Genomic DNA, 17,383 nt, shown 5'->3' with positions numbered 1-17,383 from the left:
TGATGAGTTACAACATTATGGCTTCGTCAATCCCTGCCCTTTTTTGTAGGTTTCGTAGCCCAGGAATTCGACGGTTGACGGATCGAAGTCCATAAACTGTCGGGTCATTTCGCCAATCAGGCGCAGGCCATTTGCTGAATTGGTAAAGAATACAAGAGCGTTGTGGCTTTTGGGAGAGCCGACTACGTAGCATTTATACGTATCGTTGTCGCCCCAGTGCCAGAAGTAGTCGCCAGTGGATGTATGTTCCAGACCCAATCCCAGCCCCCAGCTCAGAGTTGGCGAAAGGGAATCAGTAGCCCCAAATTTTGTAGGTAGCTTGCCCTGCCCGGTTAGCATCTGATCGACAGTAGCCTGCTTTAGACCCCTAGCGGTTAGAATAGCCATCAGGAATTTGGCATAGTCGTCGGCAGTGGTTTGTAGTGAATAAGCGGTATTGGCCTGATCGGATTTGTAATGCGGTTCGGGCTTCCCTTCTTTGGTATGGGCATACGCGAAATTGTCATCGAAGGCCGGATTCCAGATGTAGCTACTGCGGGTCATCTGTAAAGGCTTGAACACCCGGTCGTTCATAAGGTCATTGAGCGGCTTGCCTGTGATCTTTTCAACAACTTTTTGCAGATAAACGAATCCCTCCCCCGAATAGCCAAAGCGTTCGTTCGGCGTAAACGACATGGCCAGATTGGACGATCGCCGGTTTTTTCGCCAGTTCGGAAAGCCTGAACGGTGGCTGAGCACCATGCGGGCCGTGATTTTTTTGTATCGTTCATCCGACGCTACGTCCGGATAGGGGAGATACTCATTGAGGGGCTTATCGAGATCAAGCTTTTGTTCTTCAACTAATTGTAACACAGCGTAGGCAAAAACCGGCTTGCTGAGCGAGGCCGCATCGAATATTGTTGCTGACGTAACACGTTGAGAAGAATCCGCTTTAGTCAAGCCATACCCCTGACTATAGTACAATTTGCTATTTCGGATAATCGCCAGGGACAAGCCCGGTACGTGGGTACTGTCCATGAGGGATTTAACGGACTGATCTATCTCAAAAACAGATAGATCAATCGGTTGCGTCTGGGCGGGTGCTGGTGTCCAGGTTAACGGTGTTAGGAATGCTAGAAATAGCAGCTTGTTGCGGAATGGAGAAGTAGATTTCATGGGGTGTCAAGTGAGAGGATGGTAGAATCAAAAGGAGTTGAATTGGTGCTTACTGTTGCATGGGTTCTGAAAAGTTTATGCTCATAAATTACGGTCAGAATGTATAGGCTAGCTGCGTTTGCAAGCCAATCTCAAAAGCTGGATCATGCATGAACGATGCGCCTAATTGGCCAAAACTGTACGTCAGAACGGGCTGTCCGATAAAGGTGTAGCGATCTGTCAGTTTGTATCGGACTCCGGCTCCTAACAGCCCGTAAAAAAATGGTCGGGGGAGAAGGGGCTTAAGCCGTAGATTCTGAGTTGACTCACCAGAGCGCGTAACCACAACCCGTGAAAGAATTGGAAAGTCAGTAAGCAGACCAAACGAAAAATAAGGCGACAATCGGTGGTTGGATGGACAGAAATTAAGAAGTAAGGGGATACGTAGTCTTCTATTCCGAAGGGTTACAGTACCTTCACCCGCTGAAGGCTGACGTGTTTGACGGGTGGTTATCTGATGAAACCAGATACCGGACGACACCGACCAGCCGGGTTGATAGACATATGAAATCGACAGCCCGGCAGCGTACCCTGATGACCAGCGACTTCCATCCAGAAAAACAGGTTCAACAACCTGGCCATCACTTTCGGGATAAAGGCTTCGGGCATGGTAATCTGTATGGCCGATTGCGGGCGTAACCGTTGACGAAATCGACAGTTTGTGTTGCCCCACAGCCAATTGGGTAAGGAGACTAAGAAAGACGCAAACCGTGTAGCACTTCCTGTTCATAATTCCGGTCCATTTTTTCGATGGCGCGTTGAAGATACATGCACAAGCGAAAGAGTAGCATTAACTTCGCCCGAAAATTACCGATCAGTCAAGCCTTTATGCTCTTTTTAGCCCTCAGTATCCTGCTTTCGGTATTGCTATTATTAAATTTCCGCGTGTTTCCGCGTTTTGAAGTCAATACGTTTCAGGCGATTGTGTTCAATTACCCGGTCTGTTTCCTGACTGGGTTAGCGCTGTTGCCTGCCGGTCAGTCATTCACAATTGACTTCTCTCAAACCTGGACCTGGCTGGCTTTTGGGTTGGGTATTGGTTTTATCCTGACGTTTCTATTGTCGGGCGCTTCGACGCAGCGTATGGGGATAACCGCTACGTCGCTGGCTAACAATTTATCACTGGTCATACCTGTTTGTTTCAGCCTGTTCGTCTTTCGGACTGGTGGCAAGGTGTTCGATACGCTGAATTATCTAGGGCTTTTGCTGGCTGTGATAGCCGTAGGGTTGAGCACCTATAAGAAAGAAGCCCCGACTGACGATCCCGGCGGCACCAGAACGCCCTCCCGTCGGTTAGGGGCCAATGTTCTGTTACCGGTCGGTGTGTTTCTGTTCTATGGCGCAACGAATACCATGATCAATTACATGAACCTGCATTACATTCCCTCAACTGATAAAACCATTCAGGTAACCTTGACGATGGTTATCGGGGCCATTTTTGCGGGGTTGGTGATGCTGATTATCCGCCTGATTCAGGGAACGGAAACGTTTCAGCCACGCAGCCTGATCGGAGCCGTTACGTTGGGAATACCGAATTTCCTGAGTTTTTACACGCTGGTAATGGCCCTGTCTGCGTTTGGGGGCAATGGCGCATTTGTGTATCCAGTGTATAATATTGGGGTGATTCTGCTGGCGGCTTTACTGGCGGCTATTTTCTTTCGGGAGCAACTTTCTACGGCCAATAAAATCGGGCTGGTGCTGGCGATTCTGGCTATTGGGTTAATCTCCTGGCAGGAATTGGCAAGCTTGTTCAACCAGCGGTGATCGCGTCAATTACGTACTGAAAATGAGCCATTCTGACGCTTATGCCAAACCAAACGATCGGGACAACTTCGTTTGGTGCACTACGCTCGAAAACGTTACGTGGCTGGATGAGTCGATGTGTTCCTATAACGAAGACCTGGCCGTTTTTCGATTTCGTTACGTAGAGGCTACCCACGATGAACCCAACTGGGAACGAGTGCTGCGATCTGATGAAATGGAGCGGGCTAACCGGTATCGTCGGGCTGATGATCGTTACCGGTCCTTATATACAAAAACGATGCTAAGGCTACTCGTTGGGTACTACACAAGCCAGCGACCGGGTGCTATTGAATTTAGAACGGGTATTACCAACAAATTAGAATTGTCGGGCCGTTCAGACTGGCAATTCAATGGATCACACTCAGGCGACTGGATTGTTCTGGCAATTAGTAAACGTAGCGTTGGCGTTGACATAGAGAAGATAAGGATGGATTTTCCTTTCCAGGGTGTATTGCCGCTATGTTTTACCGAACAGGAGCAGACCTACATTACATCTGGTGAGAGCGCCCGGCAGCGTTTTTATCAGGTGTGGACCCGTAAGGAAGCCCTGGTTAAAGCAACTGCCAAAGGTATCGACAAGGATTTTTATCAAATTCCCTCCCTGGATGGTGAACATCGAATCGATAAGCGACTACTTAGCGGAAACTGGTTGGTTCACAGCTTCACCATAGCTGACAACTACCCGGCTGCTGTTGCGTATCAGGCGTCTTTACAGTGTACTCCCCGGTTCTACACGATAACTACGGATTTATTCAATCGGTGGATTACGGCCAACAGGTAACTTGTAAACGAAAGTCATTACTTTTGGAAACGCGCTATTCAGATTGACGGCGCTCAAACTATCAATTTCTCCGTATGACCTGTTTTGTGATCGGGGAGGGTACCCTACTAATTGGCTGCACGACTATCCTTTGCCAGCAGGGTTTTCAGGTTAAGGGGGTTATTAGTCAGGATCAGCAGGTACGTAGTTACTGCGATAAAGAAGGATTTCGTTACGTTGATTCGTCCTCAGACCTGAAAAGCGTTCTGGAAGAAAATCCGTTCGACTTTTTATTCAGCATCACAAACGGATATATACTCCCTGAAGCAATTCTGCGGCTTCCCCGGCAGCATACGATCAATTATCACGATGGCCCGTTACCAGCCTATGCCGGGGTTCATGCTACGTTCTGGGCATTGATAAACGGTGAAACGACGCATGGCATTACCTGGCATCTGGTGGATGCCGGTATCGATACAGGGGCGATCATTAAACAACGAGTCTTCCCGATTGAAGTCAGCGAAACCTCCATCAGCTTAAACGCAAAAAGCTATACCGCGGCTATCGATTCGTTCAGGGAAGTTGTAGATGATCTGTTAACGGATAACCTCAAAACTCACCCACAGAATCTTACCGGGCGCTCTTATTATGCCCGAAACAAACGGCCTGATTTATTTATAAACTGGGCGCAGTCGGCCGCTGATATAGATCGCCTGCAACGGGCACTGGATTTTGGGTTCCATCCAAATCCATTCGGGTGTTTAAAGCTCTGGTTAAACAACACATTCTTTCAGGTAAGGAAAGCAGTTGCAACGACAACAAAATCGCAGACACCGGCAGGCACTGTAGTTAGTATTTTGCCGAATAACCTGCTCGTTTCCACGAAAGACAATCTATTGGCGATTGGTGAATTTCAGTCGCTTAGCGGAGAAGCTATTTCGATAGAATCTCTTTGTGAGCAGACTGGTTTGCGAGAAGGTCAGTTGTTAGCCCAGCCTGATTCCGAGATCATTGAGGATTGCCGTGACGCGGGAAAAGAATGCGCTCGGCATCAACAATACTGGATAAACAAACTCGTAGGGTTTCAACCTACAGGCTTCCCGTGGCCTGCTTCGCATGAGATAAACAAAGACAGAAAGCCTGGCTGCACGTACATAGACATTAGCGTACCCGATTTTGTTAAAGCTTTACTTGAAGAGCAAAACTCGCCAGGGACCAGAGCCGACTATCTATTGGTGGCTGCGCTGGTTATGTTGGCGCGGTTAACGGACCGACTGGCTGTTCATGTAGGGTTTCAATCGACTACCACCAGACGAATTGCTACGGATACCCACGGGCTTTTTGCGGAATACGTACCATTTGCCGTTGAGTTTGATTGGGAAGCTGGGCTTGAGGAAGCTGTTGCAGTTGTTCGGCAGGAACAGGTTGAGGTAGAAAAGCGTCTGACATTTGCTCAGGATCTTCTAATTAGTCAGCCTGCTTTGCACTCGGTGGCGCATGAGCTTTCCGAACGTGGGATTCCCATTATTATTTGCTGTGATCAGTCCGCGGACGAATGTATCGTACCAGAAAAGTCGATAGCTATAATTCTGACCGATGAGGCCAAGTACCAGGTAGCCTTTAATCCGTCGATCTGGCCCGCTCATTGGGTCAGCGAGTTTGTAAACCGCTGGATGCTGCTTCTGGAAAATATGGTATTTCAACCCAAGCAGCCTTTAAAAACTATACCGCTGCTTACACAAACAGAGCGGCAACGCATACTGGTTGACTGGAATAACACGGCAGTAGCTTACCCCGCGACCAGCCCATTCATCAGCTCATAGAAGAGCAGGTTCGTCTGCGGCCTCAGGCAGAAGCGTTACGTTGTGAGCGTATCGTTCTCACGTATCAGCAACTGAATCAACGCGCTAATCAGGTGGCCCGGTACCTGCAAAAACAGGGTGTTACGTCCGATACGTTGGTTGGACTGTGCCTGGAGCGCTCGCCCGAAATGATCGTCAGCCTACTGGCTATTCTGAAGGCAGGAGGGGCGTACGTACCTCTTGATCCCAATTATCCGGCTAATCGGCTGAACGAATTGGTTACGCAAACAGGTGTCCAGTACATCATCAGTCAGAAGATCTGGGTAGACCGGTTGCCTGCTGAAGCGTCCTGTATCTTGTTCGATGAAGAGCAATTGCTGAATGATCAGGAAGACGACCAGAATCTAAACATTGCGGTTGGTGCCGAGCAGTTGGCGAATGTGTTGTTTACATCGGGTTCTACAGGGCGTTCGAAGGGAGTGGCCATTCCTCATCGGGGCGTAGTACGACTGGTAAAGAACACAAATTTTATGCGGCTGGATGAGACTGTAAGCATGCTCGGGCTGGCTCCACTAGCGTTTGATGCCTCCACGCTGGAAATCTGGGGGAGCCTGGTTAATGGCGGCCGGCTTGTGTTGATTCCGGAAAGTCGTCCGACGCTTGAAACCATAAAACAGACCATTCAGTCGCAAGCTGTGAATACTGCTTTTTTTACGGCAGCACTTTTCAACGTATTGGTAGACAGTGATATCAGTGAATTAACTACACTTGTACAACTGGTAACGGGTGGAGAGGCCGCTTCCGCTGAGCATGTGTTACGTGCTCGCCGTCAACTGCCAGCCTGCGAACTGATTAATGGATACGGACCAACCGAAAGTAGTACGATTGCCAGCTTCTACACCATGTCGGAAGGCAATTGGCAAACAAGCTCTGTTCCGATTGGTACGCCCATCAGCAATACGCAGTTATACATTGTCGACTCGTTTCTGAATCCGGTGCCGATGGGCATCCAGGGCGAGTTGCTAATTGGTGGTGATGGATTGGCCCGCGAATACCTTCATCAGCCCGAATTGACCCACCAGAAGTTTATTCCTGATCCCTTTAGTGGCCGGCCCGGAAGCCGCCTTTACCGAACCGGCGATCAGGCCCGGTTTTTGGCCGACGGCACAATCGAGTTTCTGGGCCGGCTGGATGATCAGGTAAAAATTCGTGGACACCGTATCGAACCCGCTGAAATTGAACAGGCGCTTTGTCAGCACCCAACTATTGGGGCGGCTGTCGTAGTAGTCGATACGTCGACGCCGGGCAATAAACGTCTGGTAGCATACGTAGTGCCGAAATCGGAAGCTGTGCAAGTTGATGATTTACGCGGGTTTATAAAGGCCAGTTTGCCGGACTACCTGATTCCCAGCGTAATCATCCCGATTCACGCCATGCCGTTAACGATTAACGGTAAAGTCGACAAAGCCAAACTACCGCCTGCATTCGGGACTGGTGAACAGCGGAACAGCTGGCTCAATTTGACCGAAACAACTATGGCGTCATTATGGGCAGCTGTGCTAAGTCATCCGCCTGTGAACGCCGACGATCACTTCTTTGAACTGGGTGGGAGTTCGTTGACGGCTATTCAACTCATATCGCAGATTTATCGGCAGTTTGGCGTGCAATTGCGTATGAACGATATTTTCGAACACGCCACCTTACGTGAACTCAGTGCCTACGTTGATCGGAATCCTCTGCAAGCTATTTCGCCCATAACGTACCGTGTCGATCAGCCCGGTACAACGACATCAAAACCGCGATTTCCGTTGTCGTTTGCCCAGAAGCGGCTTTGGATTATCGACCAGATTGACGGATCGCAGGGGGCTTACAACGTACCAATCGTGTTGGCTATCAGGGGACCGCTGAATCAGTTGGCTTTACAGAAAAGCCTGAATGAAATCATTCGGCGGCATAGCATTCTGCACACCACGTTCGGCTTTGCCAATGGTGCCCCTTTTCAGCAAATTGAACCTCCCTTTTCTTTGCCTATTACCGTTAGCGAAATCCCAGGGTCGGCAGAAACTGATATAGATGAGCGTATTAACCAATGGATTAGGGCGGAAGGATATCGGCCATTCGATCTTAGCGAAGGCCCGTTACTAAGGGCAAGCGTAGTACAACGAAGCGAAACATCTTGGGTGCTGATTCTGGTTTTTCACCACATTATTTACGATGGATTTTCGATACGTGTGCTGGCTGACGAACTGACGGCGATTTATCCATCCATCCTTGCGAATGAACCTGTTACGTTACCGCAGCTGCCCATTCAATACGTCGATTATGCGTTGTGGCAGGTCGATCAGCACAGGCCCGACACCCTGAACCGTGAACTCACGTACTGGAAAACGCGTCTGGCGGGCGTGGCACCTTTGTTGAATTTGCCGATTGATAAACCACGTCCGCCCGTTCAGTCATTTGCGGGTGCGGATTATTCCTTCGCTATTCCCGACCGGCTCTGGCAACGGCTTCGATACGACCTACGGGAACCCGGCACAACACCATTTCTGCGTTTACTGACTGTTTTCGCTGTCTGGCTCCAGCTGGTTGCGAAAACGAGTGATGTAGTAATAGGCATTCCGGTTGCCGGACGTACACGCCCTGAACTGAACTCACTGATCGGTTTTTTTGTGAATACGCTTCCGCTTCGGGTTGAAGTTTCGCCCGAACGAACGTACCGACAGCAGTTGAGAAACGTGCGTGAACTGACCCTTGAGGCTTTCGACCACCAGACGCTTCCTTTCGAGCAAATCGTTGAAGAACTGCGCCCGGTCCGTTCGCGGGCGTATTCGCCGTTGGTACAAGTCGTCTTTGATTTTCAGGAAGATACGTCGAATTACTGGCGATTAAACGGACTGGAGGTTAAACCTGTGCCTTTCGAGCAACACATGGCTAAGTTTGATCTGCATCTTTCCGTGCGCGAAACCTCAGCTGGTGTGGAAGGGACGTTAAACTACCGGACCGAGTTGTTTGAAGAACGAACAATAGCGCAGATGGCTCATGATTTCATTCAACTGCTGGAACAACTCCTTACCCAACCTGACAAGCCGTTAATTGAGCTGCAGGCAGGTGCATTGCCAACGGATAAAGCCTTACGTACTACCGCTTCTGATCCTGATTTTGTTACGTATAATACCGAAATAGAGCCTGTTCTACCCGATCTGGATTATACGCTGGTTGAAACACTTCATCCGATTTGGACGAAGCTGCTTCACACTGACTCCATTGGACTGGATGAGGACTTTTTCGATTCGGGTGGCCACTCGCTTTTAGCGGTTCAACTGGTTAATGAGATTCAGCGTCAGACGGGGTACAGTATGCCCGTTGCCAGCGTTTTTGCCAATCCAACGTTACGTAAACTGGCAACGTATCTGAAAACGACGGAAGTACAGGCTGTCTGGCATCCATTGGTTGCAGTGAAACCTCAGGGTGATCGTCATCCGCTTTTTCTGGTGCATCCGATTTCGGGCGATGTGGGTTACGTCTATCAGCTGGCCCCCTACGTAGCGGAACAGCAACCTGTATATGCCTTGCGGGCTGTTGGTCTGGATGGAATTGCCAAACCTTCAGTGTCGATTGAGGAAATGGCCGCTCATTATGTCGAGCTGATTACGCATCAGCAAGCTGAGGGGCCTTATTCGCTGGGTGGGTTCTCGCTGGGAGGCATTGTTGCGTTTGAGATGGCCCGTCAGTTAACACAACTCGGTAAGAAGGTGAATCTGGTTGCCATCATTGATGCCTATCCGATCAATCCCGACGCCGATACGAACCGAATTCCGATACGTCAACTCGTACCGTATTATTACAACTACTGGCGTTCGCTGCCTAAACAGCCCAGTATGCTATTGCCAATTCTTCGAAAAAAAGTCCCTTGGGCAAGCCAGCTTTTACTGCGGCAATTTCGGAGATCGTTTTATAAACCCTCCGTGTCGGCGGTCAATACGACCTCGCAAGCGAGTTCGTTCGTACCGAAAGACCTGTTGGTGAAAACCTTCCGGCAAGCTTACAGTCAGTATGCATTTAAGCCTTATGATGGAAAAATTGTATTCCTACGCGCAGCGAAAGCCGATACGTTTGGAGCCAGTCAAAACAAGGTAGATTTTGGCTGGAGTCGCTACGCCCGTCAGGGTGTTGACGTACACGAAATACTCGGTGAACACGAATCTTTGTTTAGTAATAACGCCACTATCGAACGGATTGCCCATATTCTCCAGTCATACCTGATGCCCTGATTTTAGCTTTAGCAAATTCTATATGCGTAACATAGTCATACTTGTATTGCTGTTGAGTGGCCTGGCACTGTCGTTCATACGCCGTCAGCCCGGACAGCCTCAGCCAGATCGCCCTAATATCCTCTGGATCACCTGCGAAGATATGTCGCCCCGGCTGGCTTGTTATGGCGACAAGGAAGTAAAAACGCCCAATCTCGACCAACTGGCGGCTGAAGGCATCCGCTATACGCATGTGTATTCCACAGCGGGTGTGTGTGCACCGAGCCGCTCGGCTATCATTACGGGTATGTACCAGAATTCTATTGGTACACAGCATATGCGTACGGTGCAACTTACGCCCGAAGCCAGCCAGTATTTTAAGATGAAAGGCTATTCCGCAGTCATACCGGAAGCGGTACGTTGCTTTCCCGAATACTTGCGGAAAGCGGGGTACTATTGCACCAATAACGATAAGCAGGACTATCAGTTTCTGCCACCCGTTACGGTTTGGGATGAAAGCAGCAAAAACGCTCACTGGCGAAACCGGCCCCGCCCTGCCGACGGTGCAGACACACCTTTCTTCTCTGTTTTTAATCTGATGATTACCCACGAATCGCAGTTATGGACGCGGGAGAAAGAGCCGTTGCTGGTTCGCCCTGAAGACGTAGTGATTCCCGCGTACTATCCCGACACCAAAACCGTCCGTCACGACATTGCCCGCCATCTGTCGAACGTAATGCGCATGGATTCCATTGTCGGAACGATCATTAAACAACTCAAGGACGACGGTCTCTATGATAACACCCTGATTTTCTTCTACTCCGATCATGGCGATGCATTACCGTTCGTGAAACGGGAGGTCTACGACCGTGGCCTGCGCGTGCCGATGATTGTTCGGATTCCAGCGAAATTTCGGGTGAAAGGCAGCAAACCCGCCGGTTCGACCGATGATCAGTTAATCAGCTTCGTTGATCTGGCGCCAACGGTACTGTCGCTGGCCAACCTTCCTTTGCCCAGCTACTTACAGGGACGGGCATTTTTGGGTGTACATCTGGCCGCATCGCCCCGGAAATACATTTTTGCCGGTCGGGATCGGATGGATATGCCCGTAGATCGGGTACGGGCCGTTGGTGATGGGCGGTATAAATACTATCGAAATTTCATGCCCGAAAAGCCTTTTTATCAGGATGTCGACTATCGGCTGAGTATCCCAATGATGCGAGAAATGATTCAGCTACGGGACGAAGGGAAACTGAACGCCAGGCAGATGCTGTGGTTCCGGAAGACCAAACCCGCTGAAGAGCTTTGCGATACGCAGGCTGACCCGGATGAATTTACTAACCTGATCGATAAGCCAGCGTATACAGCTAAACTTCAGGAACTGCGCGGGCAACTGGATGCCTGGCTCAAAAAAGTTGGCGACAGATCGGAAGTTCCGGAAACAGAAATGATCAGACAAATGTGGAACGGCGCTGATGAACCACCAAAAACGGCTGATCCTGTGATTACTACGTCTGGAAATGGGGTTTCTATTCAATGCCCTACACGTGGAGCGTCGATTGGTTATATACGCAAACGAGATAGTGATTCGCAAAACGTATGGCAGGTATACGGGGGCGAAAAACTGACGCTCCAACCCGGCGATTCATTACGTGTCGTTGCGCAGCGAATTGGTTATTTACCGAGTTCAGAAGTTAAAATCAGAAAATAAACTACCTTAACCCACCCAAACCCCACTAATTTTTATGATTGAAAAATTGATTCCTGATTCGCTGGGTCGTTTGCTCATCGCGGGGACGCTGCTGATAGCCGCAGCGAGCTGTGCTTCTAAAAAACAGGAAGCGGCCGAATCGGCCCGTCCCAATGTTATTTTCATTTTCTCGGACGATCACACCCATCAGGCAATCAGTGCCTACGGTAGCCAACTCGCAAAAACACCAAACATCGACCGTATTGCCAGTGAAGGCGCTATCCTGCATACAAACGTAGTGACCAACTCTATCTGCGGCCCCAGCCGTGCTACGTTGCTGACCGGGAAATATAGCCATCTGAACGGGTATAAGCTGAATGAAAAAGTATTCGATATCAATCAGCCTGTTTTCTCGGAAGAATTGCAGAAAAATGGCTACCAAACGGCCTGGATTGGCAAAATGCACCTGGGCGCTCTACCGCATGGCTTCGATTACCTGAACGTACTGCCGGGGCATGGTCATTACTACAACTCCGACTTTGTTAACTCGAAAGGGGATACGGTACGCCAACCGGGTTATGTTACGAACGTCATTACGAAGCTTTCGCTGGATTGGCTTAAGCAGCGGGATGCCTCGAAACCGTTTTTTCTGGTTGTAGGTCATAAAGCAACCCACCGCGAATGGTTACCGGATTTGCCCGACCTGGGTGCCTATGACAACGTAACGTTTCCGTTGCCGCCAACATTTTACGACGACTATAAGGGGCGAATAGCAGCTCATGATCAGGACATGACCATCGACAAAACCATGCGCCTGAAAGAGGATTTAAAAGTACATGCCGATTATGACACAAAAGGACCTTACAATGGCTATAGTCGATTTACGCCCGAGCAAAAAAAGCCGTTTTACGACTATTACGAAAACAAGGTCAGTAAGGAGTTCGATGCCAAAAAACTGACGGGTAAAGCGTTGATTGAATGGAAATACCAGCGGTACCTGAAAGACTATTTATCCGTTGCCAATTCGCTGGACCGTAACATAGGGGAACTGCTGGATTACCTGGACAAAAGCGGGCTGGCCAAGAATACGGTGGTTATCTACGCGTCTGATCAGGGCTTTTACATGGGTGAACACGGCTGGTTCGATAAACGATTTATTTACGAGGAATCGCTGAAAACACCGTTTGTTATTCGCTATCCGGGAGTTATCAAACCGCACACGCAGATTAGTGAACTGGTCTCCAATATCGACTGGGCGCCCACCGTACTCAATCTGACCGGAACAACCATTCCGGAATATGTTCAGGGTGAATCGTTTTTGCCGCTGCTGAAAGGCGAGAAAACGCCCTGGCGGAAAGAAGCCTATTATCATTACTACGAATTTCCGCAGCCGCACCACGTTTATCCGCACTTTGGCATACGTACCGACCAGTATACGCTGGCCCGCTTCTATGGCCCTAAAAACTTCTGGGAGTTGTATGACCTCAAAAATGACCCGCACGAACTTGATAACCTATACGGTAAAAAAGGTTATGAAGCGATAACGGCTGATTTAAAAGCAAGGCTTAAGAATCAAATCCAGAAGTATAAGGATGATGAAGCGCTCCAGTTGCTGGATCGTAAATGATGAGGGTTCCTATGGCCATAGTGTTCCGGCAAATCCCAAATTCCCGCTAAAATTTCGTATCTTTGTAGTTCAATCTGAACAGAAAATCAAGTTATGGTATCGGTACAAAACGTCTCACTTCGCTACGGAAAGCGAGTATTATTCGACGACGTTAATATAAAATTTACGTCTGGTAACTGCTACGGCGTTATCGGTGCAAACGGGGCGGGGAAATCTACGTTCCTGAAAATACTGTCGGGCGAAATTGAGCCACAAACGGGCAATGTCAGCATCACTCCCGGCGAACGGATGTCGGTGCTAAACCAGAACCAGTCGGCTTATGATGAGTTTCCGGTGTTGCAGACAGTGATTATGGGAAACCAGCGCCTGTACGACATCATGCAGGAGAAAGATACGCTCTACGCCAAGACCGATTTTACGGATGCCGACGGCGAAAAAGCGGCTGAACTCGAAGCTGAATTTGCGGAAATGAATGGCTGGGATGCCGAGTCAGATGCAGCAGCGCTCCTGTCGGGATTGGGTATCAAGGAAGACTTGCACTATTCGCAAATGGCGGATCTGAATGGTTCGGAAAAAGTGCGGGTACTGCTGGCGCAGGCATTGTTTGGCAACCCTGATGTGTTGCTGCTTGACGAGCCAACCAACAACCTTGATGTCGAATCGAGTATCTGGCTCGAAAACTTCCTGGCAAACTTCGATAATACCGTAATCGTTGTATCCCACGACCGGCACTTCCTGGATCAGGTGTGTACTCAGATCGTGGATATTGATTTCAGCAAGGTGAAGCTCTTTGCCGGAAACTATTCGTTCTGGTATGAATCGAGCCAGCTGGCCCTGAAACAACGGCAGGACCAGAATAAGAAAACCGAAGATAAACGGAAAGAACTTGAGGAGTTTATCCGTCGTTTCTCGGCCAATGCCTCTAAATCTAAACAGGCGACCAGCCGGGCCAAATTGCTCGAAAAGCTCACGATTGATGATATTCAACCCTCATCGCGCAAGTATCCGTACGTAAACTTCAAGCCTGAGCGCGAACCCGGTGACCAGATTCTGACGGTAGAAAACCTGACATACACAGCTGAGGACGGGACGAAACTGTTTGATAATCTGTCGTTTACGGTGAATAGGAAGGATAAAATTTTTCTGTACAGCCGCGATGGGCTGGCCGTATCGGCCCTGATGGATATTCTGGCAGGTGAGCGTAAAGCCGATTCTGGTACGTTCAAATGGGGGATTACGATTACAATGTCGTATTTCCCGACGGACTCTGAAAAGGATAAGTTCTTTCAGACGGATCTGAACCTGGTCGATTGGCTTCGGCAGTTTTCAACCGAGAAAGACGAAAGCTTCATCCGTGGGTTCCTCGGTCGAATGTTGTTTTCCGGCGAGGAGTCGCTGAAGAAAGCGAGCGTACTGAGCGGGGAGAAAAGGTGCGCTGTATGCTGTCGAGAATGATGCTGTCGGGTGCGAACGTACTGATGCTCGACGAGCCGACGAACCACCTCGACCTTGAATCCATCGAATCGCTGAACAACGGCCTGATCGATTTTAAAGGACCAATTCTGTTTACGTCGCATGATCACCAGTTCGTACAGACGGTCGCCAGCCGCATCATCGAGATTACACCGGTGGGTATCCTCGACAAACTGATGACCTACGACGAGTTCATCTCCGACCCGCGCGTGAAGCAGCAACGCGAAGAGTTGTACGAAGCCGTAGTGTAGAAGTATAATTGAAAATAAGGTAGAGAACTATGGAAACACCAGCTAAGCCTCTCCGCGGAATGGACGTCATTCGCCGGCTTTTGGCGGTGAAAAAACAAGTTCAGCAGGAAGCTGTGGAGAACTACCGCAATAACTCAGAAGTGAGAGCTATTTATGAACGGTTGATTCAGAAAAATAAAGAGAATCGCTTTGGAGCCAAGTAGTCCATACGCATATGAGTTAAGTAGTGGAGATCAGTATGTGTATCGCTTCGCGACAAATAACGAAATACGATACGAAGTAAAATTTGTCCTCTCGACGGATTATTTCGACGCTTACTCTGACTTAGACGCTGAAGTATTTGAAATGATCATATCCGTGGTTGATAATCCGTTGGGAGGGCGTCTCCCGGCCGACGGACGAATAGAGGCTATGATCTTTACTATCTTTGAAGACTTCTTTCTTCCTCAACGGTACGCACTTGTTTTCATCTGCGACTCATCGGATGGACGTGAACAAGCTAGGTTTCGTAAGTTCAATAACTGGTTTTACCATAGAACCGTTGGTATCACCGATTTAGCCAAGTTTGATCGGATGGCTATTGATGGTGATATAATCATCTTCTTGTCGCTGATTTTAAGCCGTCGGCACCCTAAGCTTAGCCGGATTGTGGATGTGTTTATGCAATTAGGCGAAGAAGAGAAATAGGTTGAAAGCTAGAGCGATCACCAGTTCGTACAGACGGTCGCCAGCCGGATTGTCGATATTACACCAGTGGGTATCCTCGACAAACTGATGACCTACGACGAGTTCATCTCCGACCCGCGCGTGAAGCAGCAACGCGAAGAGTTGTACAAAGCCGTAGCGTAACGGAGCTAGTTTTTGAGATAACAAAAAGCGAGTGTGTAGATCAGCTACGCATTCGCTTTTTACGTTTAGAGCGGCAAATAAATGCTGAAAGTGGAACCCTGGCCCGGCTGGCTTTGCGCCATAACGTACCCCTGGTGATTTTCGACGACCTTCCTGACAATCGCCAAACCAATACCAGTGCCGGGATATTGGCCTCTGCTGTGTAATCGCTGAAACGTACCGAAAATACGCTCCGCCTGATGCGCATCAAACCCAATGCCATTATCAACAACCTGAATCAGACAAAACTGTTGCTGGCCGTTGAGCGGCTGGTAGTTTTCGGGCAACTCCGCCCGGCTTACGGTCTGGCGGCTAAGGTGAATAACGGGCGGTTCACCGGCTTTCATGAACTTGATCGAATTGGTCAGTAAATTTTGGAAAACCTGCGCCAGTTGCGTAGCATCGCCAGGAATTTTGCCCAATTGATCAACTCGTATTGTGGCGCCGGTTTCCTGAATAACCAGATCCAGAACACCCAGCACATCGCGAACAATTAGATTCAAATCCTGAAGTTGAAATGCTTCGGAAGGAATCGTCAAACGTGAATAGGTCAATAAATCGCGAATAAGTGCCGACATCCGGGAAGCGGCCGATTCCATACGGTTGATCAGATCAGCGCCCTGTTCACCCAGGCCGACTTCATAACCTGATTTCAGTAAGTTGCCAAACTGTTGAATTTTACGCAGAGGTTCCTGCAAGTCATGACTAGCTACGTAGGCAAATTGCTGCAGGTTATCATTCGACCGATTCAGCGCCCGGTTGCTGTTTTCCAGAGCCGCGTTCATCAGGGCTAACTGTTCATTATTGGCTTTCAGTTGTTTCTGATTCTCTTTTTGCAGGGTAAGGTCCGTCAGGATGATGCTCAGGCATTTTCCTTCGTCCAATTCTAAAGGGGTAGCCGAAAGCAAACAGGTCAGTCGTTTATCGATATAACGAATAATCATTTCTACCCGATTGGGTGCCAGCCAGCTCTGCCTGAAGAAATGCTCATAAGCATCCATACAACTGGCATCAATAAACGTAGTGAACGCTGTCCCGAGCACATTCGACAGGGGCAGATCGACCATGGAAGCAAAGGTGGAATTTCCGTACAGAATAAGCCCGTTCTCGCTGAGCGTTACGGCGCCTTCATGCATGGTTTCGATAAAAACCCGGTAAGTCTGATCGGCCGTTTTAAGTGTATAGAGTTCATGACCCTGTTCGCCATCAACAATCAGCGCATCAACCTGACCCGTTCGAATAGCCTGAATGGTATCGGTAGCCTCTTCCAGCTGGATACGTAGCTGTTCGTTTTCGGCTACAAGTTGTTCATATGTTTTCGCCGGGGCCATCAAGCTAATCCTAATCCTTTAAGTACATGTTCGGTATCCGACATATCACCAATCAACCGACGCCTGGGTAAAGGCAGGTACTTGATGAGCAGTGGTAATGCAATAATTTGCTCCTGTTCGGTAATCTGTTTTTGCTGATACACGTCTATGATCTCCAGCTCGTAGCGACCGGGCAGATACGTATCACAGATCGACTTGATGTTGGTAATTGCCCGTACCGAATTGCTGGAAGCACCCGTAACAAACAGGCGCAGCACATAGGGCTGGTCGTTGCCATCCGGATCGAAATCTCCTGTCACTGATGGCTCAATCAT

General features: G+C 49.1%; 12 protein-coding genes and 1 pseudogene. 9 read left to right on the top strand and 4 right to left on the bottom strand.

Annotation, left to right across the window (positions count from 1 at the left end; genetic code table 11):
• Nucleotides 1-15: 15 nt before the first annotated feature.
• Nucleotides 16-1,155 carry a serine hydrolase gene (locus LN737_RS21880; protein WP_405511946.1) on the bottom strand — a complete coding sequence of 380 codons (1,140 nt, stop codon included), beginning with the start codon at nucleotides 1,153-1,155 and terminating at the stop codon, nucleotides 16-18.
• 94 nt (nucleotides 1,156-1,249) lie between these two features.
• Entirely contained in the window at nucleotides 1,250-1,867 is a 618-nt protein-coding gene (locus tag LN737_RS21875) for a PorT family protein (protein ID WP_405511945.1), read from the bottom strand.
• A gap of 155 nt (nucleotides 1,868-2,022) precedes the next feature.
• On the opposite strand from LN737_RS21875, the gene LN737_RS21870 reads away from it, so the two are divergent.
• The 9 genes and pseudogenes from LN737_RS21870 (at nucleotide 2,023) to LN737_RS21830 (ending at nucleotide 15,537) form a co-directional block, all read left to right on the top strand.
• Nucleotides 2,023-2,958, top strand: a complete 936-nt coding sequence (locus LN737_RS21870; protein ID WP_405511944.1) for an EamA/RhaT family transporter — start codon at nucleotides 2,023-2,025, stop codon at nucleotides 2,956-2,958.
• 22 nt (nucleotides 2,959-2,980) lie between these two features.
• Nucleotides 2,981-3,778: a 4'-phosphopantetheinyl transferase superfamily protein gene (locus LN737_RS21865; protein WP_405511943.1), complete on the top strand. Its 798-nt coding sequence runs from the start codon at nucleotides 2,981-2,983 to the stop codon at nucleotides 3,776-3,778.
• A 74-nt stretch (nucleotides 3,779-3,852) separates the two neighbouring features.
• Entirely contained in the window at nucleotides 3,853-5,580 is a 1,728-nt protein-coding gene (locus tag LN737_RS21860; RefSeq protein WP_405511942.1) for a formyltransferase family protein, read from the top strand.
• On the top strand, nucleotides 5,565-9,830 hold the full coding sequence (locus tag LN737_RS21855; RefSeq protein ID WP_405520482.1) for an amino acid adenylation domain-containing protein: 4,266 nt from the start codon (nucleotides 5,565-5,567) through the stop codon (nucleotides 9,828-9,830). The genes LN737_RS21860 and LN737_RS21855 overlap by 16 nt, the downstream gene beginning before the upstream one ends.
• Nucleotides 9,831-9,852: 22 nt before the next feature.
• Entirely contained in the window at nucleotides 9,853-11,520 is a 1,668-nt protein-coding gene (locus tag LN737_RS21850) for a sulfatase (protein WP_405511941.1), read from the top strand.
• 34 nt (nucleotides 11,521-11,554) lie between these two features.
• Entirely contained in the window at nucleotides 11,555-13,126 is a 1,572-nt protein-coding gene (locus LN737_RS21845) for a sulfatase (protein WP_405511940.1), read from the top strand.
• Between the two features lie 93 nt (nucleotides 13,127-13,219).
• A pseudogene (locus tag LN737_RS21840) lies at nucleotides 13,220-14,850 on the top strand (ABC-F family ATP-binding cassette domain-containing protein).
• A gap of 29 nt (nucleotides 14,851-14,879) precedes the next feature.
• The gene (locus LN737_RS21835; RefSeq protein ID WP_405511939.1) at nucleotides 14,880-15,053 is read left to right on the top strand and encodes a hypothetical protein; all 174 of its coding nucleotides are present in this window, start codon (nucleotides 14,880-14,882) and stop codon (nucleotides 15,051-15,053) included.
• Nucleotides 15,040-15,537, top strand: coding sequence for a DUF6169 family protein (locus LN737_RS21830; protein WP_405511938.1), 498 nt, complete (start codon nucleotides 15,040-15,042; stop codon nucleotides 15,535-15,537). The genes LN737_RS21835 and LN737_RS21830 overlap by 14 nt, the downstream gene beginning before the upstream one ends.
• 227 nt (nucleotides 15,538-15,764) lie before the next feature.
• Here LN737_RS21830 and LN737_RS21825 read toward each other — a convergent pair whose 3' ends face one another.
• Nucleotides 15,765-17,069: an ATP-binding protein gene (locus tag LN737_RS21825; RefSeq protein ID WP_405511937.1), complete on the bottom strand. Its 1,305-nt coding sequence runs from the start codon at nucleotides 17,067-17,069 to the stop codon at nucleotides 15,765-15,767.
• On the bottom strand, nucleotides 17,069-17,383 hold the full coding sequence (locus LN737_RS21820; RefSeq protein WP_405511936.1) for a circadian clock KaiB family protein: 315 nt from the start codon (nucleotides 17,381-17,383) through the stop codon (nucleotides 17,069-17,071). Before LN737_RS21820 ends, LN737_RS21825 begins: the two co-directional genes overlap by 1 nt.

The sequence above is a fragment of the Spirosoma sp. KNUC1025 genome (assembly GCF_045160025.1).
Lineage (GTDB): Bacteria > Bacteroidota > Bacteroidia > Cytophagales > Spirosomataceae > Spirosoma.
The sequence above is the reverse complement of the archived record's forward strand: the minus strand, read 5'-3'. Positions and strand labels throughout refer to the sequence as shown.

What these genes read in the sequence shown, in the direction of transcription:
- LN737_RS21880 (WP_405511946.1), bottom strand. Translation starts at nt 1,155, where the DNA reads ATGAAATCTACTTCTCCATTCCGCAACAAGCTGCTATTTCTAGCATTC.
- LN737_RS21870 (WP_405511944.1), top strand. Translation starts at nt 2,023, where the DNA reads ATGCTCTTTTTAGCCCTCAGTATCCTGCTTTCGGTATTGCTATTATTA.
- LN737_RS21865 (WP_405511943.1), top strand. Translation starts at nt 2,981, where the DNA reads ATGAGCCATTCTGACGCTTATGCCAAACCAAACGATCGGGACAACTTC.
- LN737_RS21860 (WP_405511942.1), top strand. Translation starts at nt 3,853, where the DNA reads ATGACCTGTTTTGTGATCGGGGAGGGTACCCTACTAATTGGCTGCACG.
- LN737_RS21850 (WP_405511941.1), top strand. Translation starts at nt 9,853, where the DNA reads ATGCGTAACATAGTCATACTTGTATTGCTGTTGAGTGGCCTGGCACTG.
- LN737_RS21845 (WP_405511940.1), top strand. Translation starts at nt 11,555, where the DNA reads ATGATTGAAAAATTGATTCCTGATTCGCTGGGTCGTTTGCTCATCGCG.
- LN737_RS21835 (WP_405511939.1), top strand. Translation starts at nt 14,880, where the DNA reads ATGGAAACACCAGCTAAGCCTCTCCGCGGAATGGACGTCATTCGCCGG.
- LN737_RS21825 (WP_405511937.1), bottom strand. Translation starts at nt 17,069, where the DNA reads ATGGCCCCGGCGAAAACATATGAACAACTTGTAGCCGAAAACGAACAG.
- LN737_RS21820 (WP_405511936.1), bottom strand. Translation starts at nt 17,383, where the DNA reads ATGATTGAGCCATCAGTGACAGGAGATTTCGATCCGGATGGCAACGAC.